Source organism: Microbispora rosea, assembly GCF_900156315.1.
In the GTDB taxonomy this organism is placed as follows: Bacteria; Actinomycetota; Actinomycetes; order Streptosporangiales; family Streptosporangiaceae; genus Microbispora; species Microbispora rosea.
In genome coordinates, this window is the sequence record NZ_FTNI01000022.1 from 41,310 (window position 1) to 60,728 (window position 19,419).

Annotated in this window: 19 protein-coding genes; 10 read left to right on the forward strand and 9 right to left on the reverse strand. The window is 70.8% G+C overall.

Annotation, left to right across the window (positions count from 1 at the left end; genetic code table 11):
- Positions 1 to 11 precede the first annotated feature (11 nt).
- Positions 12 to 1,622: an ABC-F family ATP-binding cassette domain-containing protein gene (locus tag BXA11_RS27430; protein ID WP_030507940.1), complete on the reverse strand. Its 1,611-nt coding sequence runs from the start codon at positions 1,620 to 1,622 to the stop codon at positions 12 to 14.
- 188 nt (positions 1,623 to 1,810) lie between these two features.
- Between BXA11_RS27430 and BXA11_RS27435 the strand changes: the two genes are divergently transcribed.
- The 4 genes from BXA11_RS27435 (at position 1,811) to BXA11_RS27450 (ending at position 6,479) form a co-directional block, all read left to right on the forward strand.
- Positions 1,811 to 2,629, forward strand: a complete 819-nt coding sequence (locus BXA11_RS27435) for a Fic family protein (protein WP_076439136.1) — start codon at positions 1,811 to 1,813, stop codon at positions 2,627 to 2,629.
- Between the two features lie 237 nt (positions 2,630 to 2,866).
- Entirely contained in the window at positions 2,867 to 3,961 is a 1,095-nt protein-coding gene (locus BXA11_RS27440; RefSeq protein ID WP_076439138.1) for a phenylacetate--CoA ligase family protein, read from the forward strand.
- Positions 3,961 to 5,331, forward strand: a complete 1,371-nt coding sequence (locus tag BXA11_RS27445) for an aldehyde dehydrogenase family protein (protein WP_076439140.1) — start codon at positions 3,961 to 3,963, stop codon at positions 5,329 to 5,331. Before BXA11_RS27440 ends, BXA11_RS27445 begins: the two co-directional genes overlap by 1 nt.
- A 32-nt stretch (positions 5,332 to 5,363) precedes the next feature.
- Positions 5,364 to 6,479 carry an alpha/beta hydrolase family protein gene (locus BXA11_RS27450; RefSeq protein WP_076439142.1) on the forward strand — a complete coding sequence of 372 codons (1,116 nt, stop codon included), beginning with the start codon at positions 5,364 to 5,366 and terminating at the stop codon, positions 6,477 to 6,479.
- A gap of 44 nt (positions 6,480 to 6,523) precedes the next feature.
- Here the strand turns inward: BXA11_RS27450 and BXA11_RS27455 are convergent, their stop codons facing one another.
- Entirely contained in the window at positions 6,524 to 7,246 is a 723-nt protein-coding gene (locus BXA11_RS27455) for a GNAT family N-acetyltransferase (protein WP_204053863.1), read from the reverse strand.
- 473 nt (positions 7,247 to 7,719) lie between these two features.
- On the opposite strand from BXA11_RS27455, the gene BXA11_RS27460 reads away from it, so the two are divergent.
- Positions 7,720 to 8,376, forward strand: a complete 657-nt coding sequence (locus tag BXA11_RS27460) for a class I SAM-dependent methyltransferase (RefSeq protein WP_204053864.1) — start codon at positions 7,720 to 7,722, stop codon at positions 8,374 to 8,376.
- 255 nt (positions 8,377 to 8,631) lie between these two features.
- A complete protein-coding gene (locus BXA11_RS27465; RefSeq protein ID WP_076439148.1) occupies positions 8,632 to 9,738 on the forward strand; it encodes a hypothetical protein in 1,107 nt (368 codons plus the stop codon).
- A gap of 86 nt (positions 9,739 to 9,824) precedes the next feature.
- On the opposite strand, the gene BXA11_RS27470 is transcribed toward BXA11_RS27465, so the two are convergent.
- The 6 genes from BXA11_RS27470 to BXA11_RS27495 all read right to left on the reverse strand — a co-directional run bounded on the left by BXA11_RS27470 (position 9,825) and on the right by BXA11_RS27495 (position 15,934).
- Positions 9,825 to 10,460 (reverse strand): permease-like cell division protein FtsX, encoded by a 636-nt coding sequence (locus tag BXA11_RS27470; protein WP_076439150.1) that lies wholly within the window; start codon positions 10,458 to 10,460, stop codon positions 9,825 to 9,827.
- Entirely contained in the window at positions 10,457 to 10,984 is a 528-nt protein-coding gene (locus tag BXA11_RS27475; RefSeq protein WP_076439152.1) for a SigE family RNA polymerase sigma factor, read from the reverse strand. The genes BXA11_RS27470 and BXA11_RS27475 overlap by 4 nt, the downstream gene beginning before the upstream one ends.
- Positions 10,985 to 11,098: 114 nt before the next feature.
- Positions 11,099 to 11,482: a nuclear transport factor 2 family protein gene (locus BXA11_RS27480; protein ID WP_076439154.1), complete on the reverse strand. Its 384-nt coding sequence runs from the start codon at positions 11,480 to 11,482 to the stop codon at positions 11,099 to 11,101.
- A 75-nt stretch (positions 11,483 to 11,557) separates the two neighbouring features.
- On the reverse strand, positions 11,558 to 13,105 hold the full coding sequence (locus tag BXA11_RS27485) for a DUF11 domain-containing protein (protein ID WP_204053865.1): 1,548 nt from the start codon (positions 13,103 to 13,105) through the stop codon (positions 11,558 to 11,560).
- Positions 13,106 to 13,272: 167 nt separating this feature from the next.
- Positions 13,273 to 13,671 (reverse strand): hypothetical protein, encoded by a 399-nt coding sequence (locus BXA11_RS27490; protein WP_143734544.1) that lies wholly within the window; start codon positions 13,669 to 13,671, stop codon positions 13,273 to 13,275.
- Positions 13,652 to 15,934 (reverse strand): ATP-binding protein, encoded by a 2,283-nt coding sequence (locus BXA11_RS27495; protein ID WP_204053866.1) that lies wholly within the window; start codon positions 15,932 to 15,934, stop codon positions 13,652 to 13,654. Before BXA11_RS27495 ends, BXA11_RS27490 begins: the two co-directional genes overlap by 20 nt.
- Before the next feature lie 185 nt (positions 15,935 to 16,119).
- Between BXA11_RS27495 and BXA11_RS27500 the strand changes: the two genes are divergently transcribed.
- On the forward strand, positions 16,120 to 16,575 hold the full coding sequence (locus BXA11_RS27500; protein WP_076439160.1) for a carboxymuconolactone decarboxylase family protein: 456 nt from the start codon (positions 16,120 to 16,122) through the stop codon (positions 16,573 to 16,575).
- Between the two features lie 56 nt (positions 16,576 to 16,631).
- Positions 16,632 to 17,090 carry an iron chaperone gene (locus tag BXA11_RS27505; protein ID WP_030507926.1) on the forward strand — a complete coding sequence of 153 codons (459 nt, stop codon included), beginning with the start codon at positions 16,632 to 16,634 and terminating at the stop codon, positions 17,088 to 17,090.
- On the opposite strand, the gene BXA11_RS27510 is transcribed toward BXA11_RS27505, so the two are convergent.
- Positions 16,972 to 17,814 (reverse strand): SDR family oxidoreductase, encoded by an 843-nt coding sequence (locus BXA11_RS27510; protein WP_076439162.1) that lies wholly within the window; start codon positions 17,812 to 17,814, stop codon positions 16,972 to 16,974. The genes BXA11_RS27505 and BXA11_RS27510 overlap by 119 nt on opposite strands.
- A gap of 100 nt (positions 17,815 to 17,914) precedes the next feature.
- On the opposite strand from BXA11_RS27510, the gene BXA11_RS27515 reads away from it, so the two are divergent.
- Positions 17,915 to 18,817, forward strand: coding sequence for a LysR family transcriptional regulator (locus tag BXA11_RS27515; protein WP_076439164.1), 903 nt, complete (start codon positions 17,915 to 17,917; stop codon positions 18,815 to 18,817).
- A gap of 135 nt (positions 18,818 to 18,952) precedes the next feature.
- Positions 18,953 to 19,417 carry a nuclear transport factor 2 family protein gene (locus tag BXA11_RS27520; RefSeq protein ID WP_083744624.1) on the forward strand — a complete coding sequence of 155 codons (465 nt, stop codon included), beginning with the start codon at positions 18,953 to 18,955 and terminating at the stop codon, positions 19,415 to 19,417.
- The last annotated feature ends 2 nt before the right edge of the window (positions 19,418 to 19,419 follow it).

Below are 19,419 nucleotides of genomic sequence, written 5' to 3' on the forward strand. Positions count from 1 at the left end.
AGAAGACGCGGCTACCGCGGGCGGACCACGCGTGTCTCGTCCCAGACCGGCTCCGGCGACTCGTACACCCGCCCGTCGGAGCCGAAGACCAGGTAGCGGTCGAAGTCGGCCGCGAACCAGCGGTCGTGCGTCACCGCCAGCACGGTGCCCGCGAAGGCGTCCAGGCCCTGTTGCAGGGCCTCGGCGCTGGCCAGGTCGAGGTTGTCGGTCGGCTCGTCGAGCAGCAGCAGCGTGGCGCCCGACAGTTCGAGCAGCAGGATCTGCAGGCGGGCCTGCTGGCCGCCCGACAGCGTCTCGAACCGCTGCTCGGCGACCCGGCCGGCGAGCTCGTAGCGGGCCAGGGCCTTCATCGCCTCGTTCTTCAGCCGGGCGTGCTCGGTCATGACGATCTCACAGGGCGTACGGCCGAGCAGTTCGGGCCGGGCGTGGGTCTGCGCGAAATGCCCGGGGACCACCCGCGCGCCGAGCCGCATCGCGCCCGAGTGACGCACGTCCTCCCCGGCCAGCAGCCGCAGGAAGTGCGACTTGCCGGACCCGTTCGAGCCGAGCACGGCGACCCGCTCGCCGTACCAGACCTCCAGGTCGAAGGGCTTCATGAGACCGGTCAGCTCCAGGCCCTCGCACATCACCGCGCGCTTGCCGGTGCGTCCGCCGCGCAGCCGCATGCTGATGACCTGGTCCTTCGCCGAGAGCTCCGGCGGCCCGGCCTCCTCGAACCGGCGCAGCCGGGTCTGCGCGGCGTGATAGGCGGAGCTCATGCCGTCGTTGTAGGTGGCCTTCTGCTTGAGCATGACCACCAGGCGCCTGAGCTTGGCGTGCTCCTCGTCCCAGCGCCTGCGCAGCTCGTCGAGCCGCTCGTTGCGCTCCCGCCGCGCCTCGGCGTACGTCGCGAAGCCGCCGCCGTGGATCCAGACGTTGCCCGACTCGACCGTGACGATCCGGTCGGCGGCGTTGGCGAGCAGCTGCCGGTCGTGGGAGACCAGCAGCACGGTCTTCGGCGTCTCGCGCAGCGCCGTCTCCAGCCACACCTTGCCCGGCACGTCGAGGTAGTTGTCCGGCTCGTCGAGCAGCAGCACCTGGTCGGGCCCGCGCAGCAGGGCCTCCAGCACCAGCCTCTTCTGCTCGCCGCCCGACAGAGTGGCGACCTCGCGATACTTCACCCGGTCGTACGGCGTGCCGAGTGCGGCCATCGCGCAGGCGTCCCAGAGCACCTCGATGTCGTAGCCCCCGGCGTCGGTGTAGTCGGTGATCGCCTGGGCGTACCGCATCTGGGTCTTCTCGTCGTCCCGCTCCATCATCACCAGCTCGGCGGCGTCGAGCCGTTCCGCCGCCGTCCTGACCCGTTCCGGGGCGACGCTGAGCAGCAGGTCCTGGACCGTACGGCCGTCCCTGATGTTGCCCACGAACTGCCGCATCACGCCGAGCCCGCCCGAATGGGCCACCGAGCCCTCGACCGGCTGGAGATCGCCCGCGATCATCCGCAGCAGGGTCGTCTTGCCCGCGCCGTTCGGGCCGACCAGGGCCGCCTTGACGCCCTCCCCCACCCGGAACGAGATGTCGTTCAGCAGCATCCTGCCGTCCGGCAGCACATGCGTCAGATGCCCGACCTCGACATGCCCCACCGCGGATCTCCTGCTCGGATGTGTTCGTGCGCTTCCCGCGCAGGCTACTCACCACATCTACACGCGGCATCTCTTTTTCGTCGGCCACGCCGTCGAGACGCTCTTCGGGCGGAGCCACCGAGGAACCGGCCGGTCTCGAAGCGTTCCCGTCTCCGGAGCATAGGAACGGTTCGGGACCAAGTGTTCCTATGGAGCGAAGGGAGCGACTGGCCAAGGCGGATCTGGCATCACGTGCCGGCATAGAGACGCATGACGACACGGCCTACGCCGTCCTTGGAAACGTCAGGGCGATGGAATCAGCTCTCGATCTCGCGGACGCGCCGAGGATCGACGTCGAGGACATTCTGACGCTCCACCGGAAGTTGTTCGGCGGAACTCGGGACGAACGCTTCGGCGGACAGATCAGGGCCGAGCAGAACTGGGTCGGTGGGACCGGGATGTCACCATGCACAGCCGATTTCGTTCCTCCCCCACCCGACCGGGTCCATGATCTCCTCGAGGACCTGTGCGCGTACATCTCAGGAGACGAACATCCCGCTCTGGTGCAAGCCGCCATCGCTCACGCTCAGTTCGAGACGATCCATCCGTTCGTCGACGGCAACGGCCGCACGGGGCGAGCACTCATCCATCTGATCCTCAAGAGGCGGGGGCTGGCGCCCCGTGTCGTCCCGCCGATCAGTCTGGTTCTGGCGTCGCACGCCGATGCCTACGTCTCCGCGCTCACCGCGTACCGCTACGAAGGAGCCGCCGACTCACGCCGAGCCCAGGAGGGAATCGGGCCGATTCGGCGCGGACTCATCAGCGCTCTCACCGGATTCGAGCGTGCCCTCGCCAGGCACCACCCGCGCGTCCGGTCCCCTACCGCCCATGAGGCGTTTGTGCCGCGACGCCTGCCGCCGTGGGCGGCCGACGAGGTGCGGAGGGTGTGTCCCCGCTGCCGGGCCGAGACGGGGAAGGGTCAGGGCCGGCTCTGGCAGCGCACCTCCCCTCGTCCATGCGGCCCCTGAGATCCGACCGCTGAGGACCCTGCCGAGAGCCGCCCCCGGAATCAGGCCCTGGGATCCGGCCCCGGATCCGCTCTGAGATGCGGCTCTGAGATGCGGCTCTGAGATGCGGCTCTGAGATGCGGCTCTGAGATCTGGTGCCCGATCTTTTTCCACAGTTCCGGAATCCCTTGACCTGGTGGCGAATCGCCCGGAAATAGCCTGGCATTTCAGGGGATTTCCGAGTCAAAGGGGCCGGATATGTCAACAGATCCGATCCTCGACTGCCCGCTCGACCAGGTCCCGGAGGGTCCGGAGTTCATCGAGGCCGCCATGCGGTGGCACTTCAGCCCGGAGACCGGCTCGCCGTTCTGGCTGGAGCGGGCGAAGACACTCGGCTTCGACCCGCGTGAGGACGTGCGCACCTTCGAGGACCTGCGCCGCTTCCCCAACGTGGCCAACGAGCTGCGCGACGTCCGGGTGGAGGACCTCATCCCCCGGGGGTACGGCCCGGACGCGGACGTGATCGGCGTGTACGAGAGCGGCGGCACGACAGGGCCGCCCAAGCGCGTCGTGCTGCTGCGCGACTGGCTGGAACGGCTGATGCACCGGACCCAGCAGGGTCTGCAGGAGAGGGGCTATCCCGAGAGCGGCCACTGGCTGGCGCTCGGGCCGACCGGGCCGCACGTCTTCGGCGAGCTGGTCCGCTGGCAGGCCGCGCGGCGGGGCGGCATCCGGTTCACGGTCGACATGGATCCCCGGTGGGTGAAGAGGTGCATCGCCGAGGGCCGTGGAGACGAGGCCGAGCGCTACGCCGAGCACCTGATCGACCAGAGCACCTACATCCTGGAGACCCAGGACGTGCGGGTATTGGTGACCACACCGCCGCTGCTGACACGGCTGGCCCGCAGGAGCGCGCTCGTCGAGCTGATCAACGCGAAGGTCGCCGCGATCAGCTGGGGCGGCGCGCACATGGACCCCGACACCCGCTACCTGCTCCGCACCGAGGTCTTCCCGAACGTCAAGCTGTACGGCACGTACGGCAGCACGATGATCCTCGGCGGGCTGGCCGAGCGGGTCGTGCCGCCGGAGGAGGACCTCGTCATCTTCGACGCGTTCTCGCCCTACATCATGTTCTCGGTGGTGGACCAGGAGACCGGCGAGGCCGTCCGGTACGGCGACCGCGGCCAGGTCGTGATGCACCACGTCAGCAAGAGCTTCCTGCTGCCCAACAACCTCGAACGCGACCTGGCCACCAGTGTGGCGCCGCCGCCGGGGCAGCTGGGCGACTCCGTCGCCGACGTCGGCCCGCTCCCCACCTTCGAGAACGAGACGGTCATCGAGGGGGTGTACTGATGGACGAGCTGATCCGGCTCGACGCACTGGGCGCGGGCGGGCCCTACCACAGCCGCAGCCGGTTGACGATCACGGAGCTGACCGGGACGCCGGTCGCCGAGCTGAGCCTGGTGCCGCGGCTGTTCGTCCAGCGGACGATGGCGGCCCTGCGCGAGGCACGGACCCTGCCGGCCCACGAGCGGGCGACGGCACTCGCCCGCTCGGGGCGGCTCTTCGCGACCGGCGTGGTGGACGGCATCCCGGCGGAGGAATACCAGCACATCGTCAGCCGCGTCTCGGGGATGCCGATCACCGTGGTCCGGTCGGCTACCGCGGGCATCGGGCGGCGGGCAGGAGAGGCGTACCGCACCACCCGGTACGCCCGGCCGCAGGGCGCGGTGGACGACTGGCGCGACCCGCTCACGCGCAACGGCCAGGCGGTCTGGACGCGGCGCGGCGACGTCTTCGCCGTACACGCCGCGGGCAACCACCCGGGCGTGCACACCCTGTGGCTGGAGGCCCTGGCGCTCGGCTACCGGGTCGCGGTGCGCCCCTCGCGGCGCGAGCCGTTTACCCCGCACCGCCTGATCACGGCGCTGCGGGAGTCGGGGTTCGGCGACGACCAGGTGGTGCTCCTGCCGACCGACTACGCGGTGGCCGACGACGTCATCCGCGACGCCGACCTCGCCATGGTGTACGGCGGCGAGGAGGTCGTGAACAAGTACGGCAACGACGTCAGGGTGCTGCCGCAGGGCCCGGGACGGTCCAAGATCCTTCTCACCGGGCACGACTGGGAGTCCCACCTGGGGACGCTCGTGGACTCGGTCAGCGCCTTCGGAGGGACGGCCTGCGTGAACACGACCGCCGTCTTCGTGGAGGGCGATCCGGCGCCGGTGGCCGAGGCCGTCGCGGAACGGCTCTCGGCGATCCCGAGCCTGCCGCCGGAGGACGACGGCGCGGTGCTGCCCGTCCAGCCGGTCGCGGACGCGCACGCGATCGAGAAGTACCTGCTCGACCACGTGAACGGCGCCACGCCCGTGCTCGGCGGCGACGGCGTGGTGGACGACCTGGGCGACGGCAGCGCGGTCCTGCGACCCGCCGTCTTCCGGGTGGACCGGCCTGACGCGCCCCAGACGGGCATCGAGCTGTCGTTTCCCTGCGTGTGGTTCGCGCCCTGGAGCCGGGCGGACGGCGTCGAACCGCTGCGGAACACGCTCGTGCTGACAGCGATCACGGATGACGACGGGCTGGTCGACCACCTGGTGGAGGATCCGTCGATCAGGAACGTCTACCTGGGCGACACCCCCACGTATCTGATGCCGCCGTGGGTTCCGCACGACTCCTACCTCGGCGAGTTCCTCATGCGCACAAAAGGTGTCATACGCACTTAACCAACCGATAAAGGCCCAGTAGATTCTGGGCCATGCGCAAGACGAGACGGTGGCGGCGCCGCCTGCTGCAGGCGCTCGCCGTCGTCGTGGTGCTCGCGGTGGCCGCCGTCGGCGGCGCGGGCTGGTACTACTCCGGCCTGGTCATCGACCCCGTCCACACCTCCGGCTATCCCCTGGAGGTGACGGCCGTCAGCGGCGACCAGGTCACGATCAAGGGCGGCGCCGACACGGCCGCCCCCGGCACGTACGGCCTGACCTGGGCGGACGGCAACGCGCTGCTGGGCCAGGTGATCGCGAGCGGAGCCGGCACGGTGACCAGGAAGGTCACCGAGGTCGTCCACGGCGAGCTGCGTCCCGGCGTGCACGCCTACCTCGACCGATGGATGTGGGGCCACGCGACCCCGGCCGCCGCCGGCGTGCCGTACACGGACGTGAAGGTCCCCTCACCGCTCGGCGACTTCCCCGGCTGGCGGACCGAGGGCACCTCGGCGACCTGGGTGATCGCCGTACACGGCCGCAACGGCGGCCCTGGGGAGGCCCTGCGCGTGCTGCCGGTTTTCCACAGCCTGGGGATGCCGGTGCTGGGCATCACCTACCGCAACGACGAGGGCGCCCCCGCGAGCTCGGACGGCAAGCTCCACCTCGGCGCCACCGAATGGCAGGACGTCGCGGCGGCCATCACGTACGCCAGGCAGCAGGGCGCGACCGGCATCGTCCTGTACGGCTGGTCGATGGGCGGGGGCATCGTGCCGATGACCGTGCGCAACCTGCCCGGCGAACCCATCAAGGCCATGATCCTCGACAGCCCGGTCATCGACTGGCGGGCGCCGATCGCCCTCGGAGCCGAGCAGATGGGCGTGCCCGGCTTCCTCGTGTCGGTGGGCGAATGGGTCATCGCGCGGCGCACCGGCGTGTCCTTCGACGACGTCGACCACCTGCGGCACGCCCGGGAGTTCACGATCCCCACGCTGGTCTTCGTGGACGACGACGACGCGACCGTGCCGGTCGGTCCGGCGCTGCGGTTCGCCGAGGCCCGCCCCGACATCGTCAGGCTCGTACGGACGAGCGGAGGCGGGCACACGGGCTCCTGGAACGCGGACCCCGGGCGCTACGAGCGGGAGTTGAAGGAGTTCGTCTCGTCCCTGTGACGGGAGCCGGCCCGGGAAGCGCCGGAAGGTCCCGTGACGGTCTGTCAGCCCGGGACGACCACGGTCATCGAGCTGGCGACCAGGGTGAAGCCGAGCCGTTCGTACACGCGTCTGGCCGGGTTGCCCTCGGACACGGCAAGGCCCAGCCGCTCCCATCCATCCGCCGCCGCCCTCTCCCGTGCGGCGGCCAGCATGCGGGCCCCGAGGCCGGAGGGCGTGCGGGCGGGGTGCCGGAAGACCTCGACCACCCAGGGACGGCCGTTGAAGAGCGTGACCAGCACGCCGCCGGCCACCACATCGTCCCGGTCCACGGCGAGCACGCTGCAGGAGAGAAGCTCGCCCGTCACCTTCCCCTCCAGCAACGGGGTGAGGACGTCGCGCAACGCGGCGGCGTCGTCCACGGGCCGGTGGTCGGGATGACCCGGCGGATAGGCCGCCCGCCACGCGTCGAACAGCTCTTCCGCAGGGCGGTCGCAGGGCGTGAACCGGAGGCCGCCGGGGGCGCCGGCCTCGGCGGGCGGCGCCGTACGCAGCTCACAGGTCATCTCGTGGGCGTGCCGCATCACGCGGGCGCCGCGCGCGACGAGCGCCTCGCCCAGGTCCACCGGCCCCGCCACCGCCCAGCCCGGCAGCTTCGTCATGATCGCGTCGACCGCCCCCGGGCCCACGACCTCGACCAGGTCGGCGCACGGCAGCCCGTACCGCTGGTTGTCCACATAACTGACGGCGGGAGCGCCGTCCGCCCCGGTCAGCATCACTCGTTCCACAGGAGGGAGGCTCCCCGAGCACGACGAGAGCGGGCAACACCTTTTCCCCCGGCGCACCTCCCCTGCCGGACGCCGAGCCCGGAAAGACCCTCTTCCTCCGTGGTTGAGCACGGGCTCCGGCGACCGGCTCGGAAAAAGATGGCGTGGCCCGGGAACAACGAGTGCGGAGACATGGTTGGATGAAGCGTGGCCGGTGTGCAGGTGTCCCCGGGCCTCACCTAATTTGCCTTCGCGGACTACCGTTCGGCTGGAGCCGCGTTGTGCCTTTCGCCGAGAGGCGACCCGGCACCGGCACCACACGTGCGGGACCCCGGCAGGAGATCCTCCTGCCGGGGTCCTGGCGTCTACGGGGGCCTCCACGCGCCCCTCGGGGGTGAACCGTTCACCGCCGCAGGCCGCCTGACCCCCGCGAATATCACCCGCCTTACCCCTTTGCATCCACTTTTGTCGGCTGCGGGTGACAAGATGCGTCCGTGCCTGATTTGGATCCGCAGTCGATCGCTGCCTACTGGGATGCGGAGGCAGACACCTTCGACGACGAGGCCGACCACGGGCTTCGCGACCTCCGGGTCCGGGCGGCCTGGGCGGGGCGGCTGCGGTCCTGGATGCCGCGTCCTCCCGCCGACGTCCTCGACCTGGGCTGCGGCACCGGCTCGCTGACGCTGCTGCTGGCCGAGCAGGGACATCGGCCGGTGGGCGTGGACCTGTCCCCCAGGATGGCCGAGGCGGCCCGGGGCAAGCTCGCCGCCGCGGGCTTCGCCGCGCCCGTCCTCACCGGCGATGCGAGCGACCCGCCGGCCGCCGCCGGAACCTCCTTCGACGTCGTCCTGGCCCGGCATCTGCTGTGGACCCTGCCCGCCCCGGAGCGCGCGTTGCGCACCTGGATGGGTCTGCTGCGCCCGCAAGGCCGGCTGATCCTCATCGAGGGCAACTGGCAGGCCTCCGGGGACGGCCCGCCGTACGTGCCGGGCGCCGGCGCCCTGCCCTGGCTGGGCGGGGTGAGCGCCGGACCTCTCGTCGAGGTGCTGCGGCCGTACGCCGCGAGTGTGGCGGTGGAGCCGCTAACCGACCCGGTGCTGTGGGGCAAGCCCATCCACGACGAACGATACGCCGTAATCGCCAACCGCTGAGCTGCGTATTCTGCGGAAAACACGCAATGCCGATTCCGTAAACGTCTCGGCAATTAGTCGAAGCGCATTGCCGGCGGAATGCGGGGGCAAAACGGAGCCCGGTCATCCGCGTCGTCATCGACAGCCACGCCCAACTGCGCACATGGAATGCCACAGTGAACGGCCCGGGAGGGGTCAACTTGCCTGGACGGGCTCCCGAGGCGTGTGACAACGATTGAGATACGACCCGATCGCTGATCGGAGAGGAGTATCTCTATGCACGGCACTCGATTCTCATTACTGCTGGGTCCGGCAGTCCTGTCCGCAGTCACGCTCTGGCCGGCCATCGCATCGGCCGCCACCGCCGCCCACCCCACCGGCCTCGCCGCCGCGCTCAGCGCGCCGCGGGCCGAGGAGCCGGGCACCAGCCTCGGCGAACAGTCGGAGGAGGCGGCTCAGGAGAGCGGACGCGCGTACGAGGAGGAGAGCGGGTACGGGCGGGAGAGCGCCCAGGAGGAGAAGGGCTCGTCGAGCGAGGAGTCGAGCGGCAGCCAGTCGGAGAGCAACCTCGGCTACCAACGCTCGCGGGCATCGCTGCGCGAGTCGTCACTGCGCTCGTCGTCACTGCGCGAGTCGTCGCTGCGCTCGTCGCTGCTGCGGAGCAGCAATCCGAGGCTCAGCGAGCAGTCGTCGTACAGCCGTCCGATCAGCTCCACGCGGACGATCACCTACCAGCGCCCGGTCACGCAGACGCGCATGGTGACGGAGAGCCGTCCGGTCACGTTCACCCGGCAGGTCACCTTCCAGCGCCCGGTCACCGAGACGCGGACGGTCACCCGGATGCGTCCGGTCACCGAAACGCGCCAGGTGTCCTACCAGCGTCCCGTGAGCTACACGCGCATGGTCACCGAGAGCCGTCCGGTCACCCGCCAGGAGACCTTCCAGCGGCCCATCACCCAGACGCGGTACGTCACCGAGTCACGTCCCGTGACGCGGTACGTCACCTACCAGCGTCCCGTGGTGAGCTACGTCACCGAGAGCCGTCCGGTCACCCGCCAGGAGACCTTCCAGCGGCCCGTCACCGAGACGCGGTACGTCACCGAGTCACGTCCGGTGACCCGTCAGGAGACCTTCAAGCGTCCGGTCACCGAGACGCGCTTCGTCACGGAAAGCCGTCCGGTCAGCTACACCCGGATGGTGCCGGAGACTCACGAGGTGAAGTCCACGCGCTTCGTCACCGAGAGCCGTCCGGTCAGTTACACCCGCATGATGACCTACCAGCGCCCGATTACCGAGACACGGTACGTCACCGAGTCGCGGCAGGTCACCAGCTACAGCCGGCCCATGATGCACTCCTCCAGCAGCGAGGACTGCGACCCGTGAGCCGGGAAGCGAGGTCCTGACAGCCAGTAGGGCCACGAAGGGGCACGGGCGTTCCCGCCCGTGCCTCTGTCGTCGTCCGTACCTGCTCAACGTCCCCTGTCCGGGAAGTTGCATTGTTTCTGGACTTCCGCCGCCCGGGTCAGGTTGTCCCTCAGGCACCCTTCGTCGACAACGTTGGACACCCCGGGCAGGTCGCTCGCCGCCCTGGCCGCGGCCTGGGGGTCGGCGCCGGGGACGAGCTTCAGGCGGAAGGACTCCGGCATGTCCTCGGCCGTGGTCGCCTTCAGCAGCCTGGAGTTCGTCTCGCTTCTGCGGAAGTTCTCGAACGCCGTCCGCCGGTCCTCGAACGTCACGGTCTTCACGTCGCGGCGGGCCCGGAGCACCCGGCTGATGTTCTCCTTCTCCCAGGCGGTGGCCGCGCCGCCTCTGCAGCCCTCGAAGGGGGAGGGATCCGTACAGAGGAAGACCGAGACGTCGGCCCAGCCGGACGAGACCGCCGCGACGCCGGCCTCCCGCGCGTCCGGAGAGGGGTCCGGAGACGGCTCTGCCAGCCGTGCCACGCCCACGATCGTGGTCGCCACCGCGAGGGCCGCCGCGGCGATCGCGAGGCCGCGCGGCCGCGATCCGCGCGGGGCGGGCAGCGCGTGGTCGAGGTCGTCGTCCGGCACCGTACGCGCGCGGGCCGCCATGGCGTCACGCAGCCGATCCTCGATGGTGCTCAATCGTCTTCTCCCAGTTCGCGAAGGAGTCTGGCCAGGGCCCGTGCGGTCGTGGATCTGACGGTGCTCTGCCCCACCCCCATGACCAGGGCGATCTCGGAGTCCGCCAGGTCGAGGTAGTAGCGCAGCACCAGCGCCTCCCGCTGGCGCCGGGGCAGCCGGGCCAGCGCCAGCAGCACCTGCCTGCGGGATTCGCCGATGAGGACGGCGGTCTCCGCCGAGTCGGCGAGGTCGGTGACCCGCTGCGTGCGCCGCAGCATGACCGCGCGGCGGCGCAGCACCGACCGCGACCCGTTGAGCACACAGGTCCGCAGATAGGCGAGCGTCAGATCCGGGGGCCGCCGCCGGCCGTGCAGCCGGGCGAAGACGTCCTGCACCACGTCCTCGGCCGTCTCCAGGTCGCCGACGAGCAGCACCGCGAGCCGCACCAGGCCGACCCGGTGCTCGCGATACAGAGCCGCCAGGTCGGCCTGGGGAGGAGGCCCTGGCGGCGCGAGCGCCGTCGGCCATTGGGATTCACGATCCATGCAGTGTGAACGCGCACCCCCGCCGATCCGCTGCTCGCGGGTTTCCGGCCCGGCACGCGTGAAGGCCCCTCCGGATGATGGTCCGGAGGGGCCTCACGACGTCGAGACCTCGCGTCACGCCTCGCTGGCGTGGGCCGCCAGGACGCGCCAGCCGTACTCGTCGGTGTGCACCCATGTGCGCGTGTAGCGCAGCCGGCCGGCGAACGGCTCGCCGGCGAAGGCGCCTTCAAGGGTGCCGAGGAAGCACGTGACTCCGGTCGTCCCCGAGACGACGACGGTGAGGTCCTCCTCGGCCACCTTCGTCATCACCTGCGTACGCGAACGGTGGTTGTGGAGATCGAGCGGCTTGGCCTCCGTGTGCAGCCGGCCGTCCGGCGGTCCCGTGAAGACCAGCCGCTCGTCGAGTAGCCGGTCGAGCTCCTCCACGTCACCCAGGAGCTGCGCCTTCTGCAGTCGCCGCTCGGCCTCGTACAGGTCGTCCAGAAGAGTGCCTGCCATGTCGGTCCTCTCCGTCGTGGCGCGTCTTCGGCGACAACGGTAGTCCCGGCGGCCAGTAGCGGTTTCAGCGGCTCACTACCCGGCGTTCCGCGTGCTCCCGGGCGCGCAGAACGGGCAGAACGGCTCGCGCTGGACGCACACCTTGACCGCGTCGCTGTCGTTGGCCCGGTCGAGGTCGAGCTCCTTGCCGCTGACGGTGGCGGTGTTGACCGTCTCTCCGACCGCGGTGGCCTTGGCCCGGACGACCAGCGTGGCCGTCGCGCCACTGGCCAGCGTTCCCACGTTCCACGTTCCCCCGGCGTACGTGCCGGTCGAGCGCGTGGACGACACGAAGGCGAGGTTGGCCGGCAGGACGTCCTTGACGGCGACGCCGGTGGCGTCGTCGGGCCCGGCGTTGGCGACCGTGACACGGTAGATGACCGTCTCGCCCACGGTGACCTCGGTCTTGTCCGCGGACTTGACCACGCTCAGGTCGACCGCCGGGTTGACCCCGGTGACGGCCTCACCGCTGGTGGAGGCCAGCGGCTCGGGCTCGGAGCCGAGCCGGTTCTCGTAGGCGACCGCGCCGCTGTTGACGACCTGCTTGCCCGCGGCCTGCCTGCCGACCTTGACCCGGAACTCCACGGTGGCGCCGTCCGGCAGGGCGGTGTCGTTGGCCAGCCTGCCTCCCGCCGTGCCCGTGGCGCCCTCTCCCAGCCTGAAGGAGATCACACCGGTGGCGGCGTCGAACTCGGCCTGGTCGTCGCCGGCCTGGTCGGTCATGGCGCCGCTGCCCGGGCCGCCCACGACGCGCAGCGAGCCCGGCACGTAGGCGGTCCCGGCCGGGACCTTGTCGGTGAGCCGGACGTTCTGCGCCACGTCGCCGCCCTTGTTGACGGCGGTCAGCCGGTAGGTGATCTCGGCGCCGACGTTCACCGGCCCCTGCGGGCTCGCCGACTTGGTGACGACCACGCACGCGGGGGTGCCGAAGAAGACGTCGTCGAGGAAGTTGCCGACCGACGCGTTGCCGCCGGCAGCGGAAATGGAGCGGAAGGCGAACCTGGTGGTCGTCTGCCCGGCGGGCACGGTGTAGGTGCCGTGGTAGGTGCCCCACTTCCCGTTGCCGTCGGACATGGTCCCCTGCTGGACGGGACCCGAGGGAGCGCCGATGTCCAGCGCCATCTGGTCGGTGCCGAGCCGCCCGCGGTGGGACAGCCGCCAGTAGAGCTTCTGCCCGGGGGTGGTCGGACGGTCCTGGTAGAGGGTCGAGACCTGGTTGGCGTTCAGCTCCGCGAACTGCGCGCCCTCGACCGCCGGAACGTTCATCCGGGGGCTCCAGAGCTCGATCATGTGGTCGGTGGCGGTCGTCCGCCAGCCCGGCACCGCGTTCGGGTTCTTCTGCGAGGCGTCGGGGAACGGAGCCCACGTCCCGGCGACGCCGGGCTTCTCGAAACCGCCGTTGACCAGCGCCACCTGCTCAGGACACGACGCGGGGTCCGGCGCCGCCGCCCGCGGCGTCACCGTGGCCACGGCCTCGGTGCGGGCGGGCGCGGCGTCGGCGGGGACCGCTCCGGACAGCGCCAGGGGGACCGCCGCCGCCACCAGGGCGGCGACGGGGTAACACATCCTGTGGATGTGCCTCATCATGAACGTCCTCTCGTCGTGGCGATTCACCAGGCCGTGCGACCGGCGCTGGCACCGCACGGAAGATTCGTCCGACGCGGACGAGAGGAGCGGCACGACACGTGTGGCCGTGCCAACAGTTGGCCGGATCTTGTTCTCTCACGACCCTGCGCAGGCAAGATCCGGATCTATGTCGAGGGCTCCCACGGCCAGAACTGGACCAAGAACCGCTCCCGCGGATCCGCTTCGTCATCGGCCCGCGTGTACACCCGTACGTTCCACAGCCGTTCCGGCTCGCCAAGGAGCAGGAACCCGTCCTGCACGTCCGTGTACAGCCCGGTCGCGCAGACCTCTCCGGTCTCCGAGCGGAACACGCCGATGACCACATCCGCCCACGCGTCGCGCTGGTCCCCCGGCTCGTCGTCCCACGCTTCGAGCGTGAGGCTCACGAGATCGTCCTCCGCCGAGAGCCCGAGGCCGCGGCGGTCGGACGGCTCGAAAGGGTCCCAGGACGACGACATGTCGACGATGAAGAAGGTCCCGTCGTGGACGTCCACCTCGCAGTCACTACGGGAGATCAGGGGCATGCGGGCCGCCTCTGGTGTGACGGGTGACGTACGAGCGATCCCGCGCCGCGCGGGCGAGCTCCTCGTCGTGCGGCCGGTCCAGCTCACGCGCGAGCTCGATCGTCCGGTCGAGCAGTGCCAGCGCCTCGTCGCAGCGGCCCGCCGCACGGCACGTCTCGGCGTAGGTGTGCAGGAAGTCGATCTCCAGCTGCACCTCGGCCAGCGGCTCCAGCAGCTCGAAGGCCCGCCGGTGGTGTTCGAGCGCCTTCTCGGGTGAACCCGCGATCCGCAGCGCGACACCGAGATAGTTATGGCACCACGCCTGGTTGTGCTGGAGACTGTGCTGCTCGGACAGCTTCAACGCGTCATGCAGGATGCGCAGCGACTCCGCCGGGTCGTCCGGCGCCAGCGCGAGACCGAGGGTGACGAGCCCGGTGACCTGTGCGGGCCCGTCCGCCAGCGCGATGGCCGCCTGGGCGAGTTCGACGGCTTCGCCGCGCCGCCCGAGGTGAAGCGTCACCCATCCGTCGAAGGCCAGCGCCTGCGACTGCCCCATGCGGCGCCCGAGCTTCTCGAACAGCTCGCGTGCCCGCCGGAAGTGCGCCTGCGCCGCTTCGAGGTCGCCGAGATCGCGGCGTACGAAGCCGATGCGCAGCGCGAGGGCGGCCGCGGTGTCATCGTCCGGTCCCGAACGCTCGGCCGCCTCGTAGGCGGAGAGCGCCTCGCCGAGGCGTCCGGCGGCGGCACGGGCGAAGCCGAGGTCCGCGAGCAGCGCGGCCCGCTGCTGATCGCGGCCGAGACGTCCCGCGGCGTCCGCGGCGGCTTCGAGCAGGCGGGCCTGGTCGTCGGTTCCGCGGTGCCGGAAGAACCAGACCCGCATGGCCTGCGGCAGCTCGGCCACCACCTCGTCCACGCCGAGCCGTACGGCGGCGTCGAAGCAGGCCACCAGGTTGACGTACTCGAGGTCGAACCAGGCCATGGCCTGCGCCGGATCTCCCTGCGAGGGTTCCCTGCGGTGTGGCGAAGGCAGGGTCCGATCGTGGGCGACGGCCTGCGTCAGGTAGTGCGTCAAAACCCGGCGCAGGGCGGCTTCGGCCCGTGGCTCCTCGTCGGCGGCGAGGTCCGCCGCGTACTGCCGGATCAGATCGTGCATCCGGTATCGCCCGGGCGAGAGCTCCTGGACCAGGTGGGCGTCGACCAGCTCCTCCAGCGCCGCGCCGGCCCGGTCGGGCGGCATGTCGGTGAGCGCGCCCGCCACCGGCGCGTCGAAGTCGGTGCCCGGCAGCACGCCCAGCAGCCGGAACATGCGGCGCTGGACCGTGTCGAGCTGCTGCAGCGACATGCCGAAGGCCGAGTCGAAGCGGCTGGGGGTGGCACGCAGCCGCTCGGCCAGCACGGCCACCGTCCAGCCCGGGCGGTGGCGAAGCCGCGCGCCCGCCATCCGCAGCGCCAGCGGGAGCCCGCCGCACTGCCGCAGCACCTGACCGACCGCTTCCTCTTCTGCGAGCGAGAGCCCGGCCGCCCGGCCGAACAGGTGCGCCGCGTCGTCGTCGGCCAGCGGTTCCAGGGACACCGGCGGCACCGCGTCCAGGCTGACCAGCCGGTGACGACTGGTGACCAGGACCGCGGACTTCCCCGCGCCCGGGAGCAGCGGACGCACCTGCTCCGCGTCGACCGCGTTGTCGAGCACGACGAGAACCCGCAGGCGGGACAGCTCCGACCGCCACAGCGCCGCGCGTTCGGCGGTGCCGGCCGGGGGGTGGGTGACGTCCAGCGCGCCCAGCAGACGGCCCAGCGCGGCGTGCGGCTCCAGCGGCTCCTGCCCCGGGGTGAATCCCTGCAGGTCGAGATAGAGCCCGCCGTCCGGAAACGCGGGGACCAGCCGATGGGCCGCATGCACGGCCAGGCTGGTCTTGCCGACGCCCGCCATGCCGTCGATCGCTGCCGCGCCGGTGGTGCGGATCAGCTCCTCGACCAGCGCGCACTCCGCTTCCCTGCCGGTGAAGTCGAACAGGTCCGCCGGCAGATCGTTGCGGCGCCGGGCGGGCGCCGCGCCGGCTTCGGCCGCCTCGGCCCACAGCGCGCGCAGTGGCCGGGGATCGCGTCCCACGGCCCGGCACAGCGCCACGACGGCATCCCACGGCGGCACGAGCCGGCCGGTCAGATATCGCGACAACGACGAGCTGCTCAGACCCGTCTGGCGGGCGAGGGCGCGCAGGCTGAGCCCGCTCAGCTCCTTGATCCGGGCGAGCTGAGCCACCAGTCGTTCCTGGGGGCTGGACACGTGCAACACCGTACCCGTCCCGGCCCACGCGGACGGATCGGCGACGCGTTCGCGCAGCTCAGCCGGGTTCTTGGTGTCCCACGGTGTCCCACGGACCAGGCGGGACCCGCCGCGCCGATGGTCGGATGGCTCCTGTCGGAAACACCCGGAACGAACTGCCGGAACCCCGCGGCGAAGGAGAAACGATGTCGACCGAGCGCATGCCGAACCCGGCGGCCTTGATCCCCGAGGCCATGGAGGCTCTGATGGCGGTCAACAGGGCCGTCGCGGGCGCCGGAGTCGACGCCAGGCTGCTGGCGCTGAGCCACCTGCGGACCAGCCAGATCAACGGCTGCGCTCCCTGTGTCGCCGGCGGCGTCCACCAGGCCCAGCGGCACGGCGTGACCGCGGACCAGGTGCATGCCGTCGCCGCGTGGCGGGAGACGCCGTGGTTCAGCGACGAGGAGCGCGCCGCGCTGGCCCTGACCGAGGCCGTGACCCGGCTCGCCGACCGTCCGGACCCGGTGCCGGACCACGTGTGGGACATGGCCGCCAAGCACTTCGACCAGAAGGAACTGGCCGCACTCCTGCTCAACATCGCGATCACCAACGCCTTCAACCGGCTCAACGTGCCGACCCGCCGGCAGGCGGGCCAGTGGTGACGCCGTCCCCGATCAGCACCACCCGAAGCCGCACGTCACAGAGAGAGGAAGTCGTCATGCCGACCACGCCGAAGACCACCACCGCCAAGGGCCAGAAGTACGACGGGTTCACCGAGGAAGAGCGCGACGCGATGAAGGAGCGCGCCAAGGAGCTGAAGACGAGCGCCCGGCGGGGCGCCAAGGCCGACACGGAGAGCGAGGTGCTCGCGAAGATCGCCGAGATGCCGGAATCCGACCGCGTGATCGCCGAGCGGTTGCACGCCGTGATCAAGGCCAGCGCGCCCACCCTGACGCCGAAGCTGTGGTACGGGATGCCGGCGTACGCCCGCGACGGCAAGATGATCTGCTTCTTCCAGTCCGCGGCCAAGTTCAAGGCCCGGTACGCGACGCTCGGCTTCAGCGACGCGGCGAACCTCGACGACGGCGCCATGTGGCCGGCGTCGTACGCCCTGACCGAGCTGACCGCCGACGTCGAGGCGAGGATCGCGGCGCTCCTGAAGCAGGCGCTGAGCTGAGGAGGTCTGACCGGGAACCGGCCTCCGGCCTGCCGCTTCGGACAGGCACGGAGGTCAGCCGAGGGCGATCGGCATCCGGTCCGCCACCCATGCCGTCCAGCCGAGGGGCGCTGGCGCACGGATGGTTCTCGGGGGCCAGAACCATGTTGCTGGAGATCTTGGTGCGGAACATGCCCGGTTCCACCAGCAGCACCCGGATGCCCAGCGGTGTCAGTTCGCTCGACAGCGCCTCGCTGAAGGCCTCGAGCGCGTGCTTCGCCGCGTCGTAGCCGGCCAGCCCCGGGTAGGTCATCCGGCCGCCCAGGGAGCTCATCTGCACGATCGTCCCGCTGCGCTGCTCGCGCATCAGAGGGACGATCGCCTTGGTGACCTCCGCGGCGCCGAAGAAGTTCACCTCCATCAGTGCACGCAACTGCTCCATCGAGGTTTCCTCGACAGCCCCGATCATGGTGAACCCGGCGTTGTTCACCAGGACGTCGATCCGGCCGTACAACGCCAGCGTGGCCCGCACCGCGGCGTCGATCGAGGCCCGTTCGGTGACCTCGAGCGCCACGGTGCTGATCCGGCCCTCGCCCTGGCCGGCCAGCTCGCTCAGGGTTTCCGGCCGCCGGGCGGTGGCCATCACCCGGTCTCCGGCGGCCGCCGCCGCCAGGGCCAGTTCGCGGCCGAAACCGGAGGAACACCCGGTGATCAACCAGACCCGGCCCTGCGTGTCGTCCTGCATCTTTCCGCTCCCCGTTACGTGGTCGTCGTGAACACCGACGATGCTGCCCGCGGGTGGCCTGCTACGCACCGGTTGCCTGGTGCGGCGGTAGGCTCAGCCTGTGACCCCTGACCTGCGACAACTCAGGTATTTCGTCGCCGTCGCCGAGGAGTCGAGCTTCACTCGGGCCGCCACTCGGCTGATGATCACGCAGCAGTCGCTGTCGCAGCAGATCAAGACACTGGAACGGATCTTGTGCGCGAGACTGTTCGACCGAGACAGTCGCGGCACCAGCCTGACCGATACCGGAGCGTTGTTCCTGCCCGAGGCACGCGCGGTGCTGGACCGTGCCGACGAGGCCGTCGCCGTGGTTCGAGGAGCCGTACGCGGGGAGATCGGCGAGCTCCGTCTGGCCTTCCTGGCGACGACGGCCAACCACCTCCTCCCACCGGTTGTCCGCATCGCCCGGGAACATCTCCCCCACCTGAGACTCACCACCGAGGAGACCACCATCGGGCCGCTCGTCGAAGGCCTGTTCGACGGCCGCTACGATCTCGCGTTCACCCGCCCGCCGCAGGTCCCCGGCCTTGCCGCCCGTACCGTCGCCACCGAACAGGTGTGCGTCGTCCTGCCCCAGGGGCATCCGCTCGCCGACCGCACCGAGCTGACCCTGCCGGCGCTGGCGAACGAACGCTGGGTGATGACCCCGCGCAGTTCCTGGGAACCCTGGCATCAGAAGTTCGACGAGAGCTTCCGCGCCGCCGGGTTCACTCCCCACGTCGTCGCCCGGGACGCAAGCGTGCAGGGGCTGCTCGGCCTCGTCGCCGCCGGTGTCGGAATCACCCGGCTCGGCTGGTCGGCCCACAACCTGCGCCGCACCGGCGTGGTGTTCATCCCGCTCGCCGGGGAGAGCATGCCGACCGAGATGGTCTGGCGGCGCGGCAACACCTCGCCCGCGCTGCGCCGGATCGTGGACGTGGTGACCGACCTGGCCGCCACGACGGACCTCACCGCCACCGGCTGACCTCGGCCAGGGACCACAGGCCTCGTCTGCCACCGCGCCAGGCAATCGCTGTTGGCCTCTCCGGACCCGGCCGGGCCAGTATCGCTCCTGGCAATGCAGCAGGGGGCACCGCCCCGCCGAGCACAAGGAACCACCATGAGCAGTCCCGACATGTTCCCCGAACAGTTCGCTGATCGGCTGGCGATCCGCGAACTGGTCGACGCCTACGCCCATCTGGCGGACCGACGCGACGCCCAGGGCCAGGCGGCGCTCTTCACCGACGACGCCCGCGTCGCGGTGTACGACGGCGAGCCCGGCACCACCGGCCCGGCGCAGACCCTCAACGGCCGCGACGAGCTGGCCGCCGCCTTCGGCTCGCTGCGGACCTACGACAAGACGACGCACTTCATCGGTCAGAGCACGGTGACCGTCGACGGCGACCGCGCGACCGGGGAAACCTACTGCCTGGCGCACCATCTCTGGACCGAGGAGGGGCAGCGCACCCTCATGGTCATGTCGATCCGCTACCACGACGCCTTCGTCCGGCAGGACAGCCGATGGCATTTCGCCGAGCGCCGGCTCATCGTCGACTGGGTCGACCGCCGGCCTTCGACCGTCTGAGA